16 protein-coding genes are annotated in these 18,107 nt (G+C 38.1%); 4 read left to right on the top strand and 12 right to left on the bottom strand.

The window, feature by feature from the left end:
• Window positions 1-67: 67 nt before the first annotated feature.
• The 3 genes from aceA to AC2IP4_RS02810 all read right to left on the bottom strand — a co-directional run bounded on the left by aceA (window position 68) and on the right by AC2IP4_RS02810 (window position 4,489).
• Window positions 68-1,396, bottom strand: a complete 1,329-nt coding sequence (aceA, locus tag AC2IP4_RS02820; protein ID WP_375321095.1) for an isocitrate lyase — start codon at window positions 1,394-1,396, stop codon at window positions 68-70.
• Between the two features lie 14 nt (window positions 1,397-1,410).
• Window positions 1,411-3,015, bottom strand: a complete 1,605-nt coding sequence (gene aceB, locus AC2IP4_RS02815; protein ID WP_486306703.1) for a malate synthase A — start codon at window positions 3,013-3,015, stop codon at window positions 1,411-1,413.
• A 574-nt stretch (window positions 3,016-3,589) separates the two neighbouring features.
• A complete protein-coding gene (locus AC2IP4_RS02810; RefSeq protein ID WP_375321097.1) occupies window positions 3,590-4,489 on the bottom strand; it encodes a hydrogen peroxide-inducible genes activator in 900 nt (299 codons plus the stop codon).
• A 130-nt stretch (window positions 4,490-4,619) separates the two neighbouring features.
• Here AC2IP4_RS02810 and AC2IP4_RS02805 point away from each other — a divergent pair, with 130 nt between their 5' ends.
• Both AC2IP4_RS02805 and AC2IP4_RS02800 read left to right on the top strand, forming a co-directional pair.
• Window positions 4,620-5,228 carry a peroxiredoxin C gene (locus tag AC2IP4_RS02805; protein ID WP_060991677.1) on the top strand — a complete coding sequence of 203 codons (609 nt, stop codon included), beginning with the start codon at window positions 4,620-4,622 and terminating at the stop codon, window positions 5,226-5,228.
• Window positions 5,229-5,508: 280 nt separating this feature from the next.
• The gene (locus tag AC2IP4_RS02800) at window positions 5,509-6,249 is read left to right on the top strand and encodes a copper homeostasis protein CutC (RefSeq protein ID WP_486306704.1); all 741 of its coding nucleotides are present in this window, start codon (window positions 5,509-5,511) and stop codon (window positions 6,247-6,249) included.
• A 72-nt stretch (window positions 6,250-6,321) separates the two neighbouring features.
• On the opposite strand, the gene AC2IP4_RS02795 is transcribed toward AC2IP4_RS02800, so the two are convergent.
• On the bottom strand, window positions 6,322-6,687 hold the full coding sequence (locus AC2IP4_RS02795; protein WP_375321099.1) for a NirD/YgiW/YdeI family stress tolerance protein: 366 nt from the start codon (window positions 6,685-6,687) through the stop codon (window positions 6,322-6,324).
• 40 nt (window positions 6,688-6,727) lie between these two features.
• The gene (locus AC2IP4_RS02790; RefSeq protein ID WP_375321100.1) at window positions 6,728-7,369 is read right to left on the bottom strand and encodes an AcfA family outer membrane beta-barrel protein; all 642 of its coding nucleotides are present in this window, start codon (window positions 7,367-7,369) and stop codon (window positions 6,728-6,730) included.
• A 290-nt stretch (window positions 7,370-7,659) separates the two neighbouring features.
• Here AC2IP4_RS02790 and AC2IP4_RS02785 point away from each other — a divergent pair, with 290 nt between their 5' ends.
• Window positions 7,660-8,586, top strand: a complete 927-nt coding sequence (locus AC2IP4_RS02785; RefSeq protein WP_486306705.1) for a LysR family transcriptional regulator — start codon at window positions 7,660-7,662, stop codon at window positions 8,584-8,586.
• 486 nt (window positions 8,587-9,072) lie between these two features.
• Window positions 9,073-9,567: a hypothetical protein gene (locus tag AC2IP4_RS02780; RefSeq protein ID WP_375321102.1), complete on the top strand. Its 495-nt coding sequence runs from the start codon at window positions 9,073-9,075 to the stop codon at window positions 9,565-9,567.
• Window positions 9,568-9,662: 95 nt separating this feature from the next.
• On the opposite strand, the gene AC2IP4_RS02775 is transcribed toward AC2IP4_RS02780, so the two are convergent.
• The 7 genes from AC2IP4_RS02775 to phoR form a co-directional block, all read right to left on the bottom strand.
• The gene (locus tag AC2IP4_RS02775; RefSeq protein ID WP_375321103.1) at window positions 9,663-10,223 is read right to left on the bottom strand and encodes a VC2662 family protein; all 561 of its coding nucleotides are present in this window, start codon (window positions 10,221-10,223) and stop codon (window positions 9,663-9,665) included.
• Between the two features lie 162 nt (window positions 10,224-10,385).
• Window positions 10,386-11,084 (bottom strand): phosphate signaling complex protein PhoU, encoded by a 699-nt coding sequence (phoU, locus tag AC2IP4_RS02770; RefSeq protein WP_486310536.1) that lies wholly within the window; start codon window positions 11,082-11,084, stop codon window positions 10,386-10,388.
• Window positions 11,085-11,124: 40 nt separating this feature from the next.
• A complete protein-coding gene (pstB, locus tag AC2IP4_RS02765; protein ID WP_486310535.1) occupies window positions 11,125-11,943 on the bottom strand; it encodes a phosphate ABC transporter ATP-binding protein PstB in 819 nt (272 codons plus the stop codon).
• Between the two features lie 4 nt (window positions 11,944-11,947).
• Window positions 11,948-13,471, bottom strand: coding sequence for a phosphate ABC transporter permease PstA (gene pstA / locus AC2IP4_RS02760; protein WP_486310534.1), 1,524 nt, complete (start codon window positions 13,469-13,471; stop codon window positions 11,948-11,950).
• A gap of 22 nt (window positions 13,472-13,493) precedes the next feature.
• Window positions 13,494-15,707 (bottom strand): ABC transporter permease subunit, encoded by a 2,214-nt coding sequence (locus AC2IP4_RS02755; protein ID WP_486310533.1) that lies wholly within the window; start codon window positions 15,705-15,707, stop codon window positions 13,494-13,496.
• A gap of 75 nt (window positions 15,708-15,782) precedes the next feature.
• On the bottom strand, window positions 15,783-16,772 hold the full coding sequence (locus tag AC2IP4_RS02750) for a PstS family phosphate ABC transporter substrate-binding protein (protein ID WP_375321107.1): 990 nt from the start codon (window positions 16,770-16,772) through the stop codon (window positions 15,783-15,785).
• A 7-nt stretch (window positions 16,773-16,779) separates the two neighbouring features.
• The gene (gene phoR, locus AC2IP4_RS02745) at window positions 16,780-18,078 is read right to left on the bottom strand and encodes a phosphate regulon sensor histidine kinase PhoR (RefSeq protein WP_375321108.1); all 1,299 of its coding nucleotides are present in this window, start codon (window positions 18,076-18,078) and stop codon (window positions 16,780-16,782) included.
• Between the last annotated feature and the right edge of the window lie 29 nt (window positions 18,079-18,107).

The raw sequence follows: 18,107 nt of genomic DNA, 5'->3' as shown, positions 1-18,107 counted from the left end.
ACTCCATTCTCCCTAAACGTGATAATACCAACCTTTCTTATTATTTGAATATCTTAAATTAAAACAGTTATGCGTTCGTTTTAAATTGCTCTTCTTCTGTTGAGCCTGTTAGTGCGGTCACTGATGAATTGCCACCTTGAATGGTATTTGTCATCTTATCAAAGTAGCCTGTACCGACCTCTTGTTGGTGTGCAACAAAAGTATAGCCCTTATCCGCTGCTTCAAACTCTTTACGTTGAACCATTTCAACATAATGACGCATTCCCTCACCTTGTGCATAAGAGTGCGCTAGTTCAAACATGTTAAACCACATGTTATGAATACCTGCTAACGTAATAAACTGGTATTTATACCCCATATCTGCTAGCTCTTGTTGGAACTTAGCAATCGTTTCTGAATCCAGATTTTTCTCCCAGTTAAACGACGGCGAACAGTTATAGGCTAACAGTTGATCCGGATATTCTGCATGAATCGCCTCTGCAAATTTACGCGCTTCTTCTAAACATGGCGTTGCGGTTTCACACCACACTAAATCAGCATAAGGTGAATACGCCAGACCACGAGAAATTGCTTGATCAATACCTGCGGTCACTTTATAGAAACCTTCAGCCGAACGCTCCCCTTCAATGAACTCTTGATCATAAGGATCACAATCTGAGGTTAGCAAATCTGCGGCATTGGCATCGGTTCTTGCTATAACCAATGTCGTTGTGCCTGCCACATCGGCTGCTAGTCGTGCTGCTACCAGTTTTTGTACCGCTTCTTGAGTTGGTACTAATACTTTACCTCCCATGTGACCACATTTTTTTACTGACGCTAACTGATCTTCAAAGTGAACCCCAGCCGCACCTGATTCAATCATATTACGCATCAACTCATAGCCATTAAGTACACCACCAAAACCGGCTTCTGCATCGGCAACAATCGGAAGAAAATAATCAATTCCCTCTTCAGGTGTTGCTCCTGTTGACCATTGAATTTGATCCGCACGACGGAAGGCATTATTAATACGTTTCACTACCGAAGGTACCGAATCTACCGGGTATAGCGATTGGTCTGGGTACATGGTCGATGCAGTGTTGTTATCCGCTGCTACTTGCCAACCTGACAAATAAATAGCTTCAATTCCCGCCTTTGCTTGTTGAACTGCTTGTCCACCCGTTAGCGCGCCAAGACAATTTACATACCCTTTTTTTGATGAGCCATTCACCAGCTCCCATAGCCTGTCAGCCCCTTTTTGTGCAATGGTATTTTCTGGTGCAAAAGATCCTCGAAGATTAATAACTTCTTCAGCGGTATAAGGACGAGTTACTCCATCCCAACGCGGATTTTCTGCCCAGTCTTTTTCCAATGCATCAATTTGTTGTTGGCGAGTTTGCGGTTTAAATGTCGTCATAATAGTTCCCTCTCTTATAAGTATTCATAGCCAGGTAGTGTTAAAAAGTCTGTTAGTTGATCACTGGTGGTCAATTGCTCCATCAGTTTTGCTGCTTGAGTAAATTGGCCAGAATCAAAGCGTTCTGTTCCCAATTCTTGTTCAATAACTTTCATCTCTTCTAATAACATGGTTCTAAACAAATCAGCCGTTACAACAGCGCCTGTATCTAAGGTTTTCCCATGTTGTATCCATTGCCAAATAGACGTTCGTGATATTTCTGCTGTTGCAGCGTCTTCCATTAATCCGTAAATAGGCACGCAGCCATTTCCTGATATCCAAGCTTCAATGTATTGCACTGCAACTCGAATGTTGTGACGCATCCCCTCTTCCGTTCTTTCGCCTTCACACGGTGCGAGCAATTCTTCAGCGGTAATTGGTGCATCAGTATCTCGACTGATATCTAATTGGTTTGTTCGCTCGCCTAGTACTTGTTCAAATTCAGCCCTCGCGGTGTCTGCTAATCCTGGATGGGCAACCCACGTGCCATCATGTCCATTATTGGCTTCCAGTGATTTATCCGTTTGGATTTTATTCAACACCCAATCATTTTTCACCGGATCTTTCGATGGAATGAAGGCGGCCATTCCTCCCATCGCAAACGCTCCTCTTCGGTGACACGTTCTAATCAGTAATCGTGAATAGACATTTAAAAACGGTTTTTCCATGGTCACCATTTGGCGATCAGGTAACACGCGATCTGGATGATTTTTTAAGGTTTTAATGTAGCTAAAAATGTAATCCCATCGGCCACAATTTAAACCAACAATGTGCTCTTTTAAGCTGTATAGGATCTCATCCATCTCAAACACAGCAGGTAAGGTTTCAATCAGTACTGTCGCCTTAATCGTACCTTGCTTTAAACCAAACTCACGCTCAGCAAAGGTAAATACATCACTCCACCACGCCGCTTCTTGGTAGGCTTGTAGTTTAGGAAGATAGAAGTACGGGCCACTGCCTTTTTTTAATGACGTCTGGTAGTTGTGATAGAAATAAAGCGCGAAATCAAACAAAGCTCCGGGAATAGCAACACCGTTAAAAAGCACGTGTTTTTCTGGAAGATGCAGTCCACGTACACGACAAATTAATACCGCAGGATCTTGCTTAAGCTGATATACCTTTTGAGTTTGAGGGTTGGTGTATTGAATTGTACCGTTCATTGCATCTCGAAGATTAATTTGACCATTAAGTACCGCCTCCCATGACGGTGCTAATGAATCTTCAAAATCAGCCATGAATACTTTTACATTTGCATTCAATGCATTAATTACCATCTTTCTGTCTGTTGGGCCTGTGATCTCAACACGTCGGTCTTGAAGATCACTTGGAATACCTTGAATACTCCATTTAGATTCTCGGATTGAACGTGTTTCCGTTAAAAAATCGGGCAGTTGTCCTGCGTCTATTTTTCGCTGTCTTACTTTGCGGGTTTCTAAAAGTTCAGGAACTCGATGCGCAAACTTTTCGACAAGATGGGTAAGAAAGCGAATCGCTCCTGCACTTAATACTTCATCAACTTGAGGAAGACTCGGCCCAATAATGGATAATTCTTGTTCTTTCTTCGTCATGGTATCTGTCATGGTCTGCGCCTCCGGCAAAATTACATTTGTAACTAAAACACTACGAATCAGTATTCATGTTTCATCCTATTTATCGTTCTTGCTGTTTACGTCTATTACATTCTCGAAAGAGCGAATGAATTACAACCCCTACTAAAGGCTAATATCGCCTTGATATTTCAATAATATGTCGACATAAATCAGAAAGTTGAGTTATGAGTAAATGCTCTATAAAGGTAATTGTCAAAAATTATTTTTCACAAATCTGAAACAACAACGTGAGTAATTGATCTAATAAAAACGTAGTAAAATTACACAAATTAAACTTGTAAAATTGAACATGTAAAATTCACAGTTTTAATTTCACAAATAAAACAGAGAGATAGAATTAAAAAAAGAGAAAGACTCATTCAACTAAACGAGTGGAGATAGGAAAGTGACGATATACAACAAAAAGAAAGGAGATTAACTGATCAGACCTGATTTCAAATAAATATAAAGAAGTGAGAAGGTGGTCACTAATTGCCCTATTATTCAAAAGTAGAAAGGCGCCTATCTATAAAATAAATAAGCGCCTTAAAATGTGATCATAAAACTATAATATGTCTTTTACGACATCAGCTAACTGATGAAAAGCTTGCAAACGAGATGAGCTTGGTCTCCAAACTAAACCAATATCACGTGATGCCTCTTGACCTGGTGGCTCAACCACAACCAAATTCTGGTTATCTAGCAAACCATGCTTGATTGCCATTTGAGGAATAAAAGTTGTACCCAAACCATTAGCCACCATTTGGACAAGAGTATGTAAACTGGTTGCAGTAAATGGATTTATTTTCTCTTTACTCGTTAACTTACAAGCAGAAACCGCATGTTCAGTTAAACAGTGCTCTTTCTCTAATAAGAAAACAAATTCATCAGGCAATTCATCATAATGGATTGGTGTAGATATTGTTCCTGCTTGATCTTTACTGATAACCATTTTGAATGGGTCACGACCAACCACCAAACTCTCCATTCCCGAAATATCAACAGGAAGAGCCAAAATAAGGACATCCAATTGCCCTTGCCTTAATGCCGCTAATAAATTGGTCGTTGTATCTTCTCTTAATAAGAGAGTCAACTGCGGATAACTTTTATTAACCTCTTGCACTAAATCGCACAATAAAAATGGGGCAATAGTTGGAATACAACCAACACGTAGTTGCCCTTGCATTGCATCACCTTGGCACAAGGATCCTAATTCGATTAAGTCTTGTCCTTTCGCTAATAACTCTCGTCCTTGCTCAACGACTTTTTCACCGATAGGAGTAAAAACTAATGTCTTTTTATCTCTCTCATACAATGGGCAACCAATTAATTCTTCAAGGTTTTGTATTCCTTTACTTAATGTTGACTGGCTGACAAAGCATCGTTCTGCTGCTTCACCAAAATGGCGAGTCTCATGCAGAGTAATAAAGTAGTGTAACTGTTTTAATGAAGGCCATTTGTTCATCGTTTTTCTCGATTACATCAATCTATTTAATTCGCTTTTTTCAATCATACCTTTTGTACTATAGTTTGTCCTGTTGAAACACAAAGCCAAACACGAAGTTTGGAAAATCTAATTTTTAGGAGATTCAAAAATGGTACTAGTAGGTCGTCAAGCACCAGACTTTACTGCTGCAGCTGTTCTAGGTAACGGTGAAATCGTTGATAACTTCAACTTCGCAGAATTCACTAAAGGTAAGAAAGCGGTAGTATTCTTCTACCCACTAGACTTCACTTTCGTTTGTCCTTCAGAGCTAATCGCTTTTGACAATCGTCTAGCTGATTTTCAAGCTAAAGGCGCAGAAGTAATTGGTATCTCTATCGATTCACAATTCTCTCACAACGCATGGCGTAACACTGCTATCGAAGATGGTGGTATTGGTCAAGTTAAGTACCCTCTAGTTGCTGACGTTAAGCACGAAATCTGTAAAGCATACGACGTTGAGCATCCAGAAGCTGGTGTTGCTTTCCGTGGTTCTTTCCTAATCGATGCTGACGGCCTTGTTCGTCACCAAGTAGTTAACGATCTTCCTTTAGGTCGTAACATCGACGAAATGCTACGTATGGTTGACGCACTAAACTTCCACGAGAAGAATGGTGAAGTTTGTCCAGCACAATGGGAAGAAGGCAAAGCAGGTATGGACGCATCTCCAAAAGGTGTTGCAGCATTCCTATCTGAACACGCTGACGACCTAAGCAAGTAATTGCTAACATAGAGTACTTTACATAAAAGTACTCGAATGCACTAATGCTCAACGGTGCATGTGGCTAGAATATTAAAAGCGTATAAACGCAGTAGCCTAAAATCAGAAAGTTTGCCTAATACTAAAAGCCCTGAAGTTATCTTCAGGGCTTTTTCTTTTCTATTGATAAAACTGGAAGCGGGCTCTTTGTTCTAACGCGTAATTCTGACGCCCTCTTCACACATCTAAAACTAAATATTCTTTATACTGACTCATTCTCCATTATTTCTATCTACACATCATGTCTATTAAAATTGAAGTCTGTATCGATAATCTAGAATCTCTGCACAATGCTATTAATGGTGGCGCAGATCGTATTGAGCTTTGCTCCTCTCTTGCATTGGGTGGATTAACACCAAGCTTTGGCTTTATGAAAAAAGCCGCCGCTATTTCTTCTATTCCCGTTTATGCGATGATCCGTCCTCGACAAGGCGATTTTCTTTATGACAACGATGATATATCGGCAATGATTGAAGATATCCACGCCGCAAAATTAGCCGGTCTGCAAGGTGTCGTATTTGGTGTATTAAAAGCAAATGGCGATATTGACATGCCTCTTGCTACTCGTTTAATGAAAATAGCCAATGACAATGATTTAGGCGTTACTTTTCATCGTGCTGTTGATCAATGTTCTAATTATAAAAAAGCGATTGAAAATATTGCAGAGCTTGGATGCGAACGTATTCTGACATCAGGTTTAGCAGCTAATGCTTATGATGGTATTGATGTTCTATCTGAAATGGTAAAACTAGCCAATGGACGCTTTGACATATTAGCAGGTGCTGGTGTCACTGCTGACAATGCAAAAGAAATTATAGAAAAGACCGGTGTCACTGAAATTCATTTATCTGGTAAATCAACTCGTCCAAGTAAAATGAAATTAGTATTAGATGGCGTGAAGATGGGAGCTGGCGATTTGGATGATTTTATTGTCCCGGTGACGGACTCTAAAAAAATTGATGCGGTAAGACAAAGCATTTAATCGATTTAAAATACGAATAAAAAGGCCTGAGAATTATCTCTGGCCTTTTTGATACTGAGTTCAATCGAAAAATTATTTTGCTAATTGCACAGTATTTACGTCAATAGCAGTGTGTTTCCACTCTTTATCTACTTCACCTTGAATCACTAATTTTGTTTCAGGGGTTGCTTCAATACCATTCCAATCACGATGATCAATCTCAACAATCATCTCACCAGTCGCATCTTTAAATTGATATTCTTCATCACCTAATGAAGAAACAATATAACCAGTTAATGTTACTGGAGTGTCATCTTTTGCCTCTTGAGCTACTTGAACTGTATTTACTGTCACCGCACTTGGGCCGGTGAACCCACCTTTAGCAATTTGAGTGTTTTGAGCAGCAAATGCACCTGTTGATACTAATACTAATGCACTTACTAATACGATTTTTTTCATTTTATTATTTCCAAATATGATTAACTTCTATAACTGCATATTAAAAGTAGTAAGCTGAACTCAACATGAACGACGTTGCATTAGCAATACTATCTGCTTGGTAACTTGCAGATGCCCCTAAAGCTAGGTTCGGGATCACCATGTATTCAATACCTACACTTGCAATACCGCCCCAAACGTCATCTTTTTGAGATTCACCGCCAGTATTACGAGGCTTTGTATTCTCAATATCATCATTTAATATATTTTCAAATTCATCTTGAGAAGAAGAATTATATTTATACTGAGTATAAGTTAAACCTAAGCCCGTTTTTAACTGTAGCTTTTCATTAATATTATAGAAATATACTGGTTTAAACGTAAATTGACTTGCATCTAAATCTGCGTCCCACTCACGCTCTTGAGTAAAGCCAGCTTGGTCGCTTGGAGTTATCATTACACTACGAGAATCATCACTCTCAAATTTCTTATATCCTAGCTCTAAACCAAACTCATTAAAACGGTAACCAACAAAACCACCAAATGCAGAATTTGAATCATCAGGCGTTAAAGATACATTATCTGAAAAAGTCGTTGAGTAATCATGGCTCATATTCGTTACGCCATATTCTAAGCCTACGTATGGTGCTGCGAATACAGTTGTTGATGTTGCAGCCATCAATAAAAATACATACTTTTTCATTATAAATTCAATCCTATCGTTATGATGTTAAGTTTGGTCTTAATTCGTAATGTGGGTACTATAGAGAAGAGATCGTGAAGGAAGTGTGAAGAGGATCTTCATATCTATTTATACCCATTCATTAATAATTATTAAACTCGCTCTATAGATTTTTAAATAGCTGTAAAAACTTACAGTCCCTAAAAAACCATACTTTTTCATCATAAATTCAATACAATAAGAAAGAGTTCACGAAGGATTCGTAAAGGATTATTTAATAATTCAATTTTTTAATAAGGAAATAATTCAATATGGCTAAAGATCTCTTTGCAACATTAGACTTAAATTTACTGAGAACCTTTTTAATTCTTTCTCAAGAGTTAAATATGCGCAAAGCCTCTGAACGTTTATTTGTCTCACAACCGGCAATCAGCCAAGCGCTACAAAAACTGCGTAACCATTTTAATGATGAGCTGTTTATAAAAGTCCATCATGGTTTAAAAGCAACCCCATTTTCTGAAGAATTAGCAGAGAGCATTCATCCTTATCTTGATGGCTTATCTTCAATTTTAAATGCTCCACAAAACTTCCAAGCCAGTGAATTACAACAAACACTTAAAATAGCATTGGCTCCTCAAGTTTTAACCTGCTTATCTGGTGCTTTATTTCACCAAATTAGAGAAGAGGCCCCAAATGTCGATCTTCAATTATTTAACTGGTCAACATCCACCTTTGACGATCTAATCAAAGGAAAGTTAGACATTGCAATTAACTATGAATATGAAAAAGTATCAAAAGAGTTGCTCGCCAATAATTTAATGACCGTAACTGGTTGTGTAATTATTAGAAATGACCATCCAATTAAAAAACAAGTGGCAACACCTTATGATTTTGAAGGCTATGAACTTGCCTCTTTAATTATTCCAGGTTGGAATGACACTAAAAGTTTAGCGAGTGAAGTGCTTAAAGATCTGGATATTAAACATAAAATTGGTTTCCGCTCAGAATTGCCTATGGCCCTGATTGACGTCATCCAACATACTGATATGTACTTTCCATCAACTTCAATATTTCCAACTCATCAATACTCTGGTTTAAGACGCATTGATCTCGCTCTCGGTGATATTCCTTTAAATTATCCAATTTACAGCTATTACCATCAAAGACACAAAAAGAACCCTTTGCACACTTGGCTAAATCAGTTAATTACTGATTTATTATTAGAAGCCCAGCACTAAATAAATCATATTGTTACGGTATGAATTATTAATAGATAAGCTCAGCTTATTGCAAATATAACTGGTACTCATTAGCCAGTTATATTTAACTCCCACATAATCTTTTTTGTTTAAGTTCTTAACTTACTCATGCTAAGAATTGAGATACATTTAATTCATTAGTGCATAGCAAATAGATGTTCAGTTTTAGTCTTTGACATCTACTCTAGTAGGTAATCCTGCCTCTGTTTCTCATCCAGAGGCTTTTTTTTATATGTATTATCTAAAATAACTATATAACCAATACCTTTTCTTTTACTCACTCGCCATAACCGATAAACATAATTGAATAAATTTCTATTTATCATTAATAAGCTTCAATTATGAGCGAGATAAACACATGTGATTAGTGACCAAAGGTCTTTTTCCTTACTATCACCTCATCAAAATACATTATATAAACAAAGCACGGATGCTTTTTTAAACTATTATGAGAGAGTATCCAGTATGAAAAAGTCACACCTAGTTATTGCTATCGCAACCCTATTTAGTGCAAATATTTTTGCTAATGACTTCCACCTTTCACCTGAAATAAAAATAGGAACTTACGGCGGCTTTGGTATTCAAGCAGGGGTTACTGACGTATTAGGTTTTGATGCTGCTTTTATCAGTTATGGTCATACGGTTTATAGTAGTTCTATGTATGATGAAACCATCGATTCATACCGTTTTGGTATTCAGCATATGTTTGGTGCTGCAAAAATTCATGGTATGCAACTTGAGGCTGGTATTGCAAATTATGATGGAAAGAAAACAAAAAGTGGTAACACAACAAAAGAAAGTGCACTCGGTTCTAGTATTGGTGCCTCTTATGTTTTCCAAGCTACTGATCACTTAGGGCTCAGAGCTGGAGTTGATTTAAATTACTTCCCAATGAGTGATACCTATATTCCTTATGATTTATCAACTAACGTCAATATCGCGATGACACTCACATTTTAAGTGACACCAATTCAAATATGTAAATGACCAGATACAAAAATGGCGCTGTTGATTATAAACAGCGCCATTTTTATTTAATTAATTTTTAAATCAAATTACATCGCAAAGTTCACGATAGGGAAACAAGGTAGAAAACCATTTTCCGCACAGTTGATCAGACCAACTTGAACACCTTTAATTTCAGATGTCATATTAAAGAAACCAACTTGAACGTGTGAATCATTTGAAAGGTTAGCAACACCGACATCAACCATGGTGTAACCTTCAGAGTAGTTCACTGCAGATACGTTAGCACCTTTAACATTATTAGTGATGTTTACAAAACCTAGGTTCGCACCTAAATCATCACCCATATGCCAGTTAAACAGACCAAAAGAAGCACCTGTCATGTTGCCATTAACTTTGTTCGCACCGATAAACAGTGGGAAGTTAACACCTGTTAGGTTATCACTCTCAGACATACCAAACGCAAAATCGACACCTGTTACATCACCCGTTTTACCATGAAGAGCCGCTAGACGAACTCCTGTAACTTCACTTGCCGCTGGTGCATTGAAACCATTTAATGATGAGAACATCACAGGTGTGCTATCAGCCATCGCAAATGATGAAACCATAGATAATGCCGCACAAGTACCAACTAAAATCTTCTTCATAATATATTCCCTTATTACTATAATTTATGATTATTAAATTAATCTATTTTTGTATTATCAATCGCATAGTGAATGCAATAGCTCATAATATACTCATCTTCACCAATAAATACAGCATAGTTCAAAAAGCCACCCTATGAGTATTATTTTTAAGTCAAATCGTTACTTGATCACATCATCAATATTCTGGTCACCAATATGGCGCACATCTTTGCCTTTTACAAAATAGATAATATATTCACAAATGTTCTGACAACGATCACCCACTCTCTCAATCGCTCGAGCCGCCCACATGACTTTCATAATACTTGGGATGGAACTTGGGTCTTCCATCATATATGTCATAAGCTGACGTACTACCGCTTCATATTCCGCATCGATTTTATCATCAAACTTATACGCCTCGGTTGCCGCTTTAACATCCATTCGGGCATAAGCATCTAAAACTGTATGCATCATTTTGACCGATTGACGGCCTAAAGACTCAAGAGAAACAAGTAATGAGTGCTGTTTATTAGTGAAGTTTTCCAGTGAAACCTTGGCGATTTGAGAGGCAACATCACCGATACGTTCTAGATCAGTAATGGTTTTAATGATTGCCATCACTAAACGTAAATCACTCGCTGTAGGTTGTCGCTTAGCAATAATACGAGTACACGCTTCATCAATCGCCACTTCCATTGCGTTAACTTTATGATCTTCATGCATGACACGCTTTGCTAATTCCGCATCGTGATTATGCAATGCTTCTAATGCATAGGTAAGTTGCTGCTCCACCATCCCTCCCATGGTTAATACATGGGTTCTAATGGCTTCAAGCTCGGTGTTGAATTGGCCTGAAATATGTCGACCAAGTTGCATGGTATATCCTTATCTTATTAATTGGCCTACCGTAGGTTAATTACCCATAACGGCCTGTGATGTAATCTTCTGTTTGTTTATGCACTGGAGAAGTAAAAATTGTATTTGCATTACCATATTCAACCAATTTACCTTGGTTGATAAACGCAGTATGATCACTTACACGCGCTGCTTGTTGCATATTATGAGTCACAATAACTACGGTATATTTGCTTTTTAATTCATAGATAAGTTCTTCAATCGTCAGCGTCGATATTGGATCCAATGCAGAGGTTGGCTCATCTAATAATAAGACCTCAGGCTCAATTGCAATGGCTCTAGCAATAACAAGACGCTGTTGCTGACCACCTGATAATCCAAACGCATTTTCATGCAAACGGTGTTTTACTTCATCCCATAAAGCTGCAGCTTTCAAGGCTTCTTCTACTGCTTCATCTAATATTCGCGCTTCTTTAATCCCTTGTAAACGTAAACCGTAAACTACATTCTCATATATTGATTTAGGAAACGGATTAGGTCGTTGAAACACCATTCCAACTCGGCGGCGCAATGAAGGAATATCAGTATTTGATTGATAAATATCATCACCAAATAATTTAATAGATCCTTGGATTTTGCAATTATCAACAAGATCATTCATGCGATTAATACAACGTAGCAACGTAGATTTACCACAACCAGATGGTCCAATAAACGCCGTTACTTGTCCTTTAGGGATACGCATCTCTATATTGGATAATGCGAATGTTTTATCGTATTTTAAACAAAGATTATTAATCTCTATTGCGGTATTTTCATCCGATAAATTATTTACGTCTATTGGCGATAGAAAAGAGAGATCCGGTGATAATGAATACATATAGTTATAACTCCAATGTTCGATATTTCTCTCGTAAATTATTACGAATTGCGATGGCCGTTAAATTTAATCCAATGATAACGGTTACTAATAAAAAGGCCGTTGCATACACAATAGGTCTGGCCGCTTCGACATTAGGACTTTGAAAACCAACATCATAAATATGATAACCAAGATGCATAAATTTTCTATCTAAATGTAGATAAGGGGCAACATTATCTACAGGTAAAGAAGGCGCTAATTTAACGACACCAACTAACATTAAAGGAGCTACCTCGCCAGCAGCTCTTGCAACCGCTAAAATTAACCCTGTCATAATGGCTGGACTTGCCATAGGCAAAACGATTTTCCACAAGGTTTCAAATTGTGTAGCCCCTAAGGCTAGTGAACCATGGCGTACAGAGTTTGGAATCCGGCTGAGCCCCTCTTCTGTTGCAACAATCACTACTGGTAACGTTAAAATAGCCAAAGTGAGTGCTGACCATAATAACCCAGGGGTGCCAAACGTCGGTGTAGGTAATTCATTTGAATAAAAAAGCTGATCAAGCGTCCCCCCTACAACATAAACAAAAAAGCCTAAACCAAACACACCATAAACAATCGACGGTACGCCTGCTAGATTAATCACCGCAATACGAACTAATCTTGTCAGCATATTTGGCTTTGCGTATTCATGTAAATAAATAGCAGCAATGACCCCTAATGGCATGACTATAATTGACATTAAAAGTACTAATAAAATAGTGCCAAAAATCGCAGGAAAAACGCCCCCTTCTGAGTTAGCTTCTCTTGGGTTGTCAGATATAAAATCGTATAACTCCCCTAACCAATGCATTGTTTTCTCTTTTAAAGACATTGCATTAGGAAACCAAATATCAACTACATTATCACTACTTAATTTATATTTATCACCTTGGCTGTCTTGTAAAATTAGGTAACTATGACTGAGTTGGTTAGAGATAGTTTCTGCTTGTTCATTTAATTCTATTTCTCGTTTTTTACTCTCGTCATTTAATAAACCTGAACTTGGTAAGGCATCAAGCAATCGATACAGTTTACGTTGCTCTTGTTCTAATAGATCTATTTTTGCTTTTTCGCTACGCACCCACGCTTCAACTTGCAATCGCGTTAACTCAAGACCGCTCGATGTTTCAATAATAGTACCGAAATATTTACCATTTTGAAGCCTATCCACCACAGCTAAATCTACAGTTTTTTTTACAGATTTAATTTTGTCTTTATCAATATTAATAAAATCAAAACCATTAATATCTCGATTCCCGACTTTGATAACTAGTCGTTCTTTTTTCTCAGTATTAGTATCATGCAGTTTTTCTACATCATAAAGTTGCCCAACAATGACTTTACCATCAATCGTGTGCCACTCTTGCAATGGGGTTGGCCAAAAATAAGAAAGTCCTTTCCAGCCAATCAGCAATAAAATACCAAGAACAGCAATCATACTGATACTTACCGAACCAGCAGTCAGCCATATCCAGAGGGATCCTAATTTAATCCAATGTTTCATTATTCACCGTCATATCACCAACCTATAAACTACGGTACTTTTCACGTAACCCTTGGCGTATCCATTCAGCCAATGAGTTAACGAAAAAGGTAAAAACAAATAATAAAAAGGCGGCTAAGAAAAGCATTCTAAAATGTGTGCTGCCCATTTCTGATTCTGGCATCTCAATCGCAATATTTGCGGCAAGAGTTCGCATTCCTTCTAAAATGTTACCATCCATAATTGGTGTATTACCGGTTGCCATTAATACAATCATAGTCTCACCAACCGCACGACCTAACCCCATCATCACCGCAGAAAAAATACCAGGACTTGCCGTTAACAAAACCACTTTAGTTAAGGTTTGCCACTGGGTAGCACCCAAAGCTAATGAGCCTTCAGATAAATGTTTAGGTACTGAAAAAATAGCGTCTTCTGCTATCGTATAAATCGTCGGGATAATAGCTGCGCCCATTGCAATCCCAACCACTAATGCATTACGTTGATCGTAACCGACCCCTTTATCACCAAGGTAATGTCGTAAATCACCATCAAATAGCCAGCTTTCAATTAAATAACCATACTGGAAAGTAAGATACCCAATCCCAATCAACGCGGGGATCAGTAAAATTGCATGCTGTCCTCTAGGCAACTTCCTCATTATATGAGCTGGTAATATGTGCCATATAAACGCAATAATCATCATACTTAAGGGGAAAAATACAAATAAGCTAAATACGGCTACTAAATTATTTTCAACAATGGGGGCTAACCAAATTCCCGCTAACAAACCAATAATAACGGTCGGTAGTGCCTCCATAATTTCAATGGTTGGTTTTACATACCGACGAACATTGGAAGACATGAAGTAAGCGGTATAAATAGCGCTACCAATAGCGATTGGACCTGCAAAAATTAACGCATAGAAAGCGGCTTTTAAGGTACCAAAAGCCAGAGGCATTAAACTGAATTTAGATTCAAAATCATCATTTGCTGCGGTTGATTGCCAAATATAAGCAGGCTCCGGATAGCCTTCATACCACATTTTACCAAAAACAGATTGCACACTTACCTCAGGGTGCGGATTCGTAACCTCAAAGCATTGCCATCCTTTTTGAGTAAGAACGATAAGCTTTTCTGCATTAGGAGGTTGAGTGACAGCCAGCACATCATCATTAAACATATGCTGACGATAAAGTGCTTTTTCTGTGGTCGTGTGAATAAGAGCTAAATCACCCTTAGTATCAATAATACTCACCCCTTTTCGATACACTTCTGGTGCCAACTGTGAAATAGGAGATCCAACATGAAAAGTTCGAATTAATGTTAATGAGCGCTTTTCATTATTAATCGTATCAAACCACTGTGATAGATCGCCATTTTCAAATTGAACTAAAACAGAGTGAGCGCCAGAAAGTAAAACTAACTTTTGGGCAGGATCTTTTAATATAATTCGCTCACGCAAACTCGCTTTATGATCTTTTAAATTCCAAACTTGTAATTCATGTTGATATAACAAATATAGAAAATCATTATTCGGTGTTATCACCATTGAAAGTAATGCATCAATTTTATCTAAACCAGCTTTATCAAATGTGATAGGTACTGCTTTCCATACCATTTCACCACTCATTTGATTAACCACACTATCAAGCTCAACCCCCAATAAACGCTCATCTTTTGTCTTAGCTAAAATAACCCCTTCAGTTGCGGTTAAACTTAATGCCAATTGAGTTAATGCTTGTTGTTGTTCATCTACCTGAATAGAAGGAAATGGCGCAAATTTTTCAACCAAAGGAATAAGTTGTCTATTTCCTTTTGAGTAGTTTGTTTGAAATCCAATTTGAGCAAACTGGACACGCCCCTTATCATCCCCAAATGCGAACCAATCTTGGCTTTCAATCGTTGAAGTAAAAGCCGTTGAATTTTTTATGATCTGCTGTTCACTCACTAATTTTTTGTTCATTAGATCAATAAACTGAACACGCCCAGTATCATCAATTCGATAAGCCATTTTTCCTTGCTCATCCGAACCTATTGCCAACGTTTTATTATCGTAAGAAACAGTATATTGAGAAAGAGATTCAACACTTACTGGTGTGAAAATAGGAGCAATAACCGCTAATAAATAAAAGCAAATAAGCATAAGAGCAGCAATGATCCCTATGCCACTGGATTTCACCCACACACGCATAATCAGATCAACAACACGTCGCTGTTTATCTCTAGATCTCTGATTAGGTTTGGCGTATGCCATGATGAGTTAACCTCTGTTCTTAATTATTGATAGTTATTTTATATTTCATTATGTGGATGACACTATAATGACAGTTTAGTGCAAATCTAATTTGGACAGTTCTTGTAAAACAAATCGCTCAGACAGTGCAATGTATCCATCTTGCTCTACTCTTTTTTGTCCGTTCTCAGAAAGCATATAACGAATAAATTCAGCCTCCAAAGGCTTAAGCTTTGCAGTTGGAGGCTTATTTATGTAAATATATAAGAAACGAGCTAAAGGGTATTTACCACTCGTTATATTATCCGTTGTTGGCTCAATATAATCAGTACCTTCTTTACTGATAGGTAATAATTTCACCCCAGACATTTGATAGCCCACGCCTGAGTAACCAATGCCATTAACTGAAGCTGAAATTCCTTGAACCACCGACGCAGATCCCGGTTGCTCATTAACATTGACTTTAAAATCTCCGTCACACAAGGCGTTATTTTTAAAATAGCCATAGGTACCAGACACTGAGTTACGACCAAATAATTGGATTTGATGCGTAGCCCAACGACTCTTTATACCTAAATCTTGCCAGCGATTAATCGGTTTTAATGCACCACAGCGTAATGTGGCTGAAAATATTGCATCAAGTTGAATAAAATCTAACCCTTTAATTGGGTTATCCTGATGAACAAAAATTCCGAGGGCATCAATAGCGACTCGGATTTCAGTAGGTGGGTAACCAAATTGTCTTTCAAAAGCGGCTTTTTCACTTTGCCGCATCTCACGACTCATCGGTCCAAATTGTGCCGTACTTTCAATTAATGCAGGAGGGGCTGTTGACGAGCCTGAAGCTTGAATTTGAATATTAACTCGGGGGTAGATCCGTTGAAAATCTTCCGCCCAAAGTGTCATCATATTTGCAAGAGTATCAGAACCAATTGAAGACAAATTACCAGAAATACCTGATACACGTTCATAATGAGATAATTTCCCATCGTAGGCCAAGCTACTTTGAGCAATGCACAACCAAAGAAATCCCACAGGAAAAAGCGCCCGAGACCATCTTTGTATTTGACTATGCATGTTATTCATTATGTCCTTATTTCAAAATCAATTTTTTAGGGAGAATAAACGAGAAAGTACTTCCTTTTCCTAATTTACTCTGTATTTCTAATTGTGAATCATGATGACTAAGTGCATGTTTTACAATAGCAAGTCCTAGCCCACTGCCACCAGTATCTCTTGAACGAGCTTTATCTACACGATAAAAACGTTCCGTTAAGCGAGGGATATGTTGCGGCTCTATGCCTTGACCAGAATCTGTGACCATTAATATTGCGCCAGACTTAGCTTTCTTCCATTCAACAGTAATCTCTGCGCCATCAGTCGTATGTTTAACTGCGTTATAAACCAAATTTGAAATCGCACTACGTAATTGGTCTTCATCACCTAGCACTTTAAGATCATGCTCTATATTAAAGGTTACTTTGTGGTTTCTATTTCCACTTAGTGCCACCGCTTCCTTCTCTAAAATATCGAGCATAGAAGGTACATCAACACGATCTTCCAACATAGATGTCGCCGCGGCCTCTATCTTAGAAAGTGTTAATAACTGCTCAACCAAACTTTCCATCCGCGACAATTGTTCCGTCATTACTCCATGGGCTCGATTCCACATTGGGCCAACAAGCATCTCTGGGTCTTCTGACATTTCTAAATAGCCACGAAGCACGGTCATTGGAGTTCGTAATTCGTGAGACACATTAGCAAAAAAGTTACGACGCATCCCTTCTAATTGTTTAATCTGACTAACATCACGCACTACCATCAAATACTCACCATCACTGTATGTCACGATACGTATTTCAAGTGTTTTATCTGTATTGATAGGAGACGGCATATCTAATGGAATATCAAAATCCTGAGCCATTAAATACTGAAAAAAATCTGGGGAGCGTATTAAATTTGTAATCGGGTGCCCTGAATCATCAGGCCAGCGAAAACCAAGAAGCGATTGCGCTAAGCTATTACACCAAACAATATTTCCTTCATTACGGAAAACCACCACCGCATCAGGCAGAGCCTCTGCACCTTGTCGAAAACGGCGAATTAATGCAGATAATTCTTTACGACGCTTTTTGTGCCTCTTCTGTAAACGATACGTTTCATCAAAAATAGGTTCCCAACTGCCAGAGGCCGAAGGAGGCGTTGCTTTGCGTCCTTCATGCAACCAACGAGACATTTTAATTTGGTTATGCAAATGCCAAATTAATAAAATAAACGAGGCAAGAAACAACAATGGCCATATCGCATCAAACAAATACCCGACAATGATCCAAGGTATGTAAAAAAAAGCCAATTCACCGACTAACTTTTTCCAAGAAAGACGTTCAACCATGTATCTTACCTTTTGTGCTTTTATTGATT

This window comes from Aliivibrio thorii (assembly GCF_057368585.1).
The sequence above is the reverse complement of the archived record's forward strand: the minus strand, read 5'-3'. Positions and strand labels throughout refer to the sequence as shown.

Bases quoted from the DNA above. Each gene is read 5' to 3' on its own strand.
- aceA (WP_375321095.1), bottom strand. From the start codon at position 1,396: ATGACGACATTTAAACCGCAAACTCGCCAACAACAAATTGATGCATTG.
- aceB (WP_486306703.1), bottom strand. From the start codon at position 3,015: ATGACAGATACCATGACGAAGAAAGAACAAGAATTATCCATTATTGGG.
- AC2IP4_RS02810 (WP_375321097.1), bottom strand. From the start codon at position 4,489: ATGAACAAATGGCCTTCATTAAAACAGTTACACTACTTTATTACTCTG.
- AC2IP4_RS02805 (WP_060991677.1), top strand. From the start codon at position 4,620: ATGGTACTAGTAGGTCGTCAAGCACCAGACTTTACTGCTGCAGCTGTT.
- AC2IP4_RS02800 (WP_486306704.1), top strand. From the start codon at position 5,509: ATGTCTATTAAAATTGAAGTCTGTATCGATAATCTAGAATCTCTGCAC.
- AC2IP4_RS02795 (WP_375321099.1), bottom strand. From the start codon at position 6,687: ATGAAAAAAATCGTATTAGTAAGTGCATTAGTATTAGTATCAACAGGT.
- AC2IP4_RS02790 (WP_375321100.1), bottom strand. From the start codon at position 7,369: ATGAAAAAGTATGTATTTTTATTGATGGCTGCAACATCAACAACTGTA.
- AC2IP4_RS02785 (WP_486306705.1), top strand. From the start codon at position 7,660: ATGGCTAAAGATCTCTTTGCAACATTAGACTTAAATTTACTGAGAACC.
- AC2IP4_RS02780 (WP_375321102.1), top strand. From the start codon at position 9,073: ATGAAAAAGTCACACCTAGTTATTGCTATCGCAACCCTATTTAGTGCA.
- AC2IP4_RS02775 (WP_375321103.1), bottom strand. From the start codon at position 10,223: ATGAAGAAGATTTTAGTTGGTACTTGTGCGGCATTATCTATGGTTTCA.
- phoU (WP_486310536.1), bottom strand. From the start codon at position 11,084: ATGCAACTTGGTCGACATATTTCAGGCCAATTCAACACCGAGCTTGAA.
- pstB (WP_486310535.1), bottom strand. From the start codon at position 11,943: ATGTATTCATTATCACCGGATCTCTCTTTTCTATCGCCAATAGACGTA.
- pstA (WP_486310534.1), bottom strand. From the start codon at position 13,471: ATGAAACATTGGATTAAATTAGGATCCCTCTGGATATGGCTGACTGCT.
- AC2IP4_RS02755 (WP_486310533.1), bottom strand. From the start codon at position 15,707: ATGGCATACGCCAAACCTAATCAGAGATCTAGAGATAAACAGCGACGT.
- AC2IP4_RS02750 (WP_375321107.1), bottom strand. From the start codon at position 16,772: ATGAATAACATGCATAGTCAAATACAAAGATGGTCTCGGGCGCTTTTT.
- phoR (WP_375321108.1), bottom strand. From the start codon at position 18,078: ATGGTTGAACGTCTTTCTTGGAAAAAGTTAGTCGGTGAATTGGCTTTT.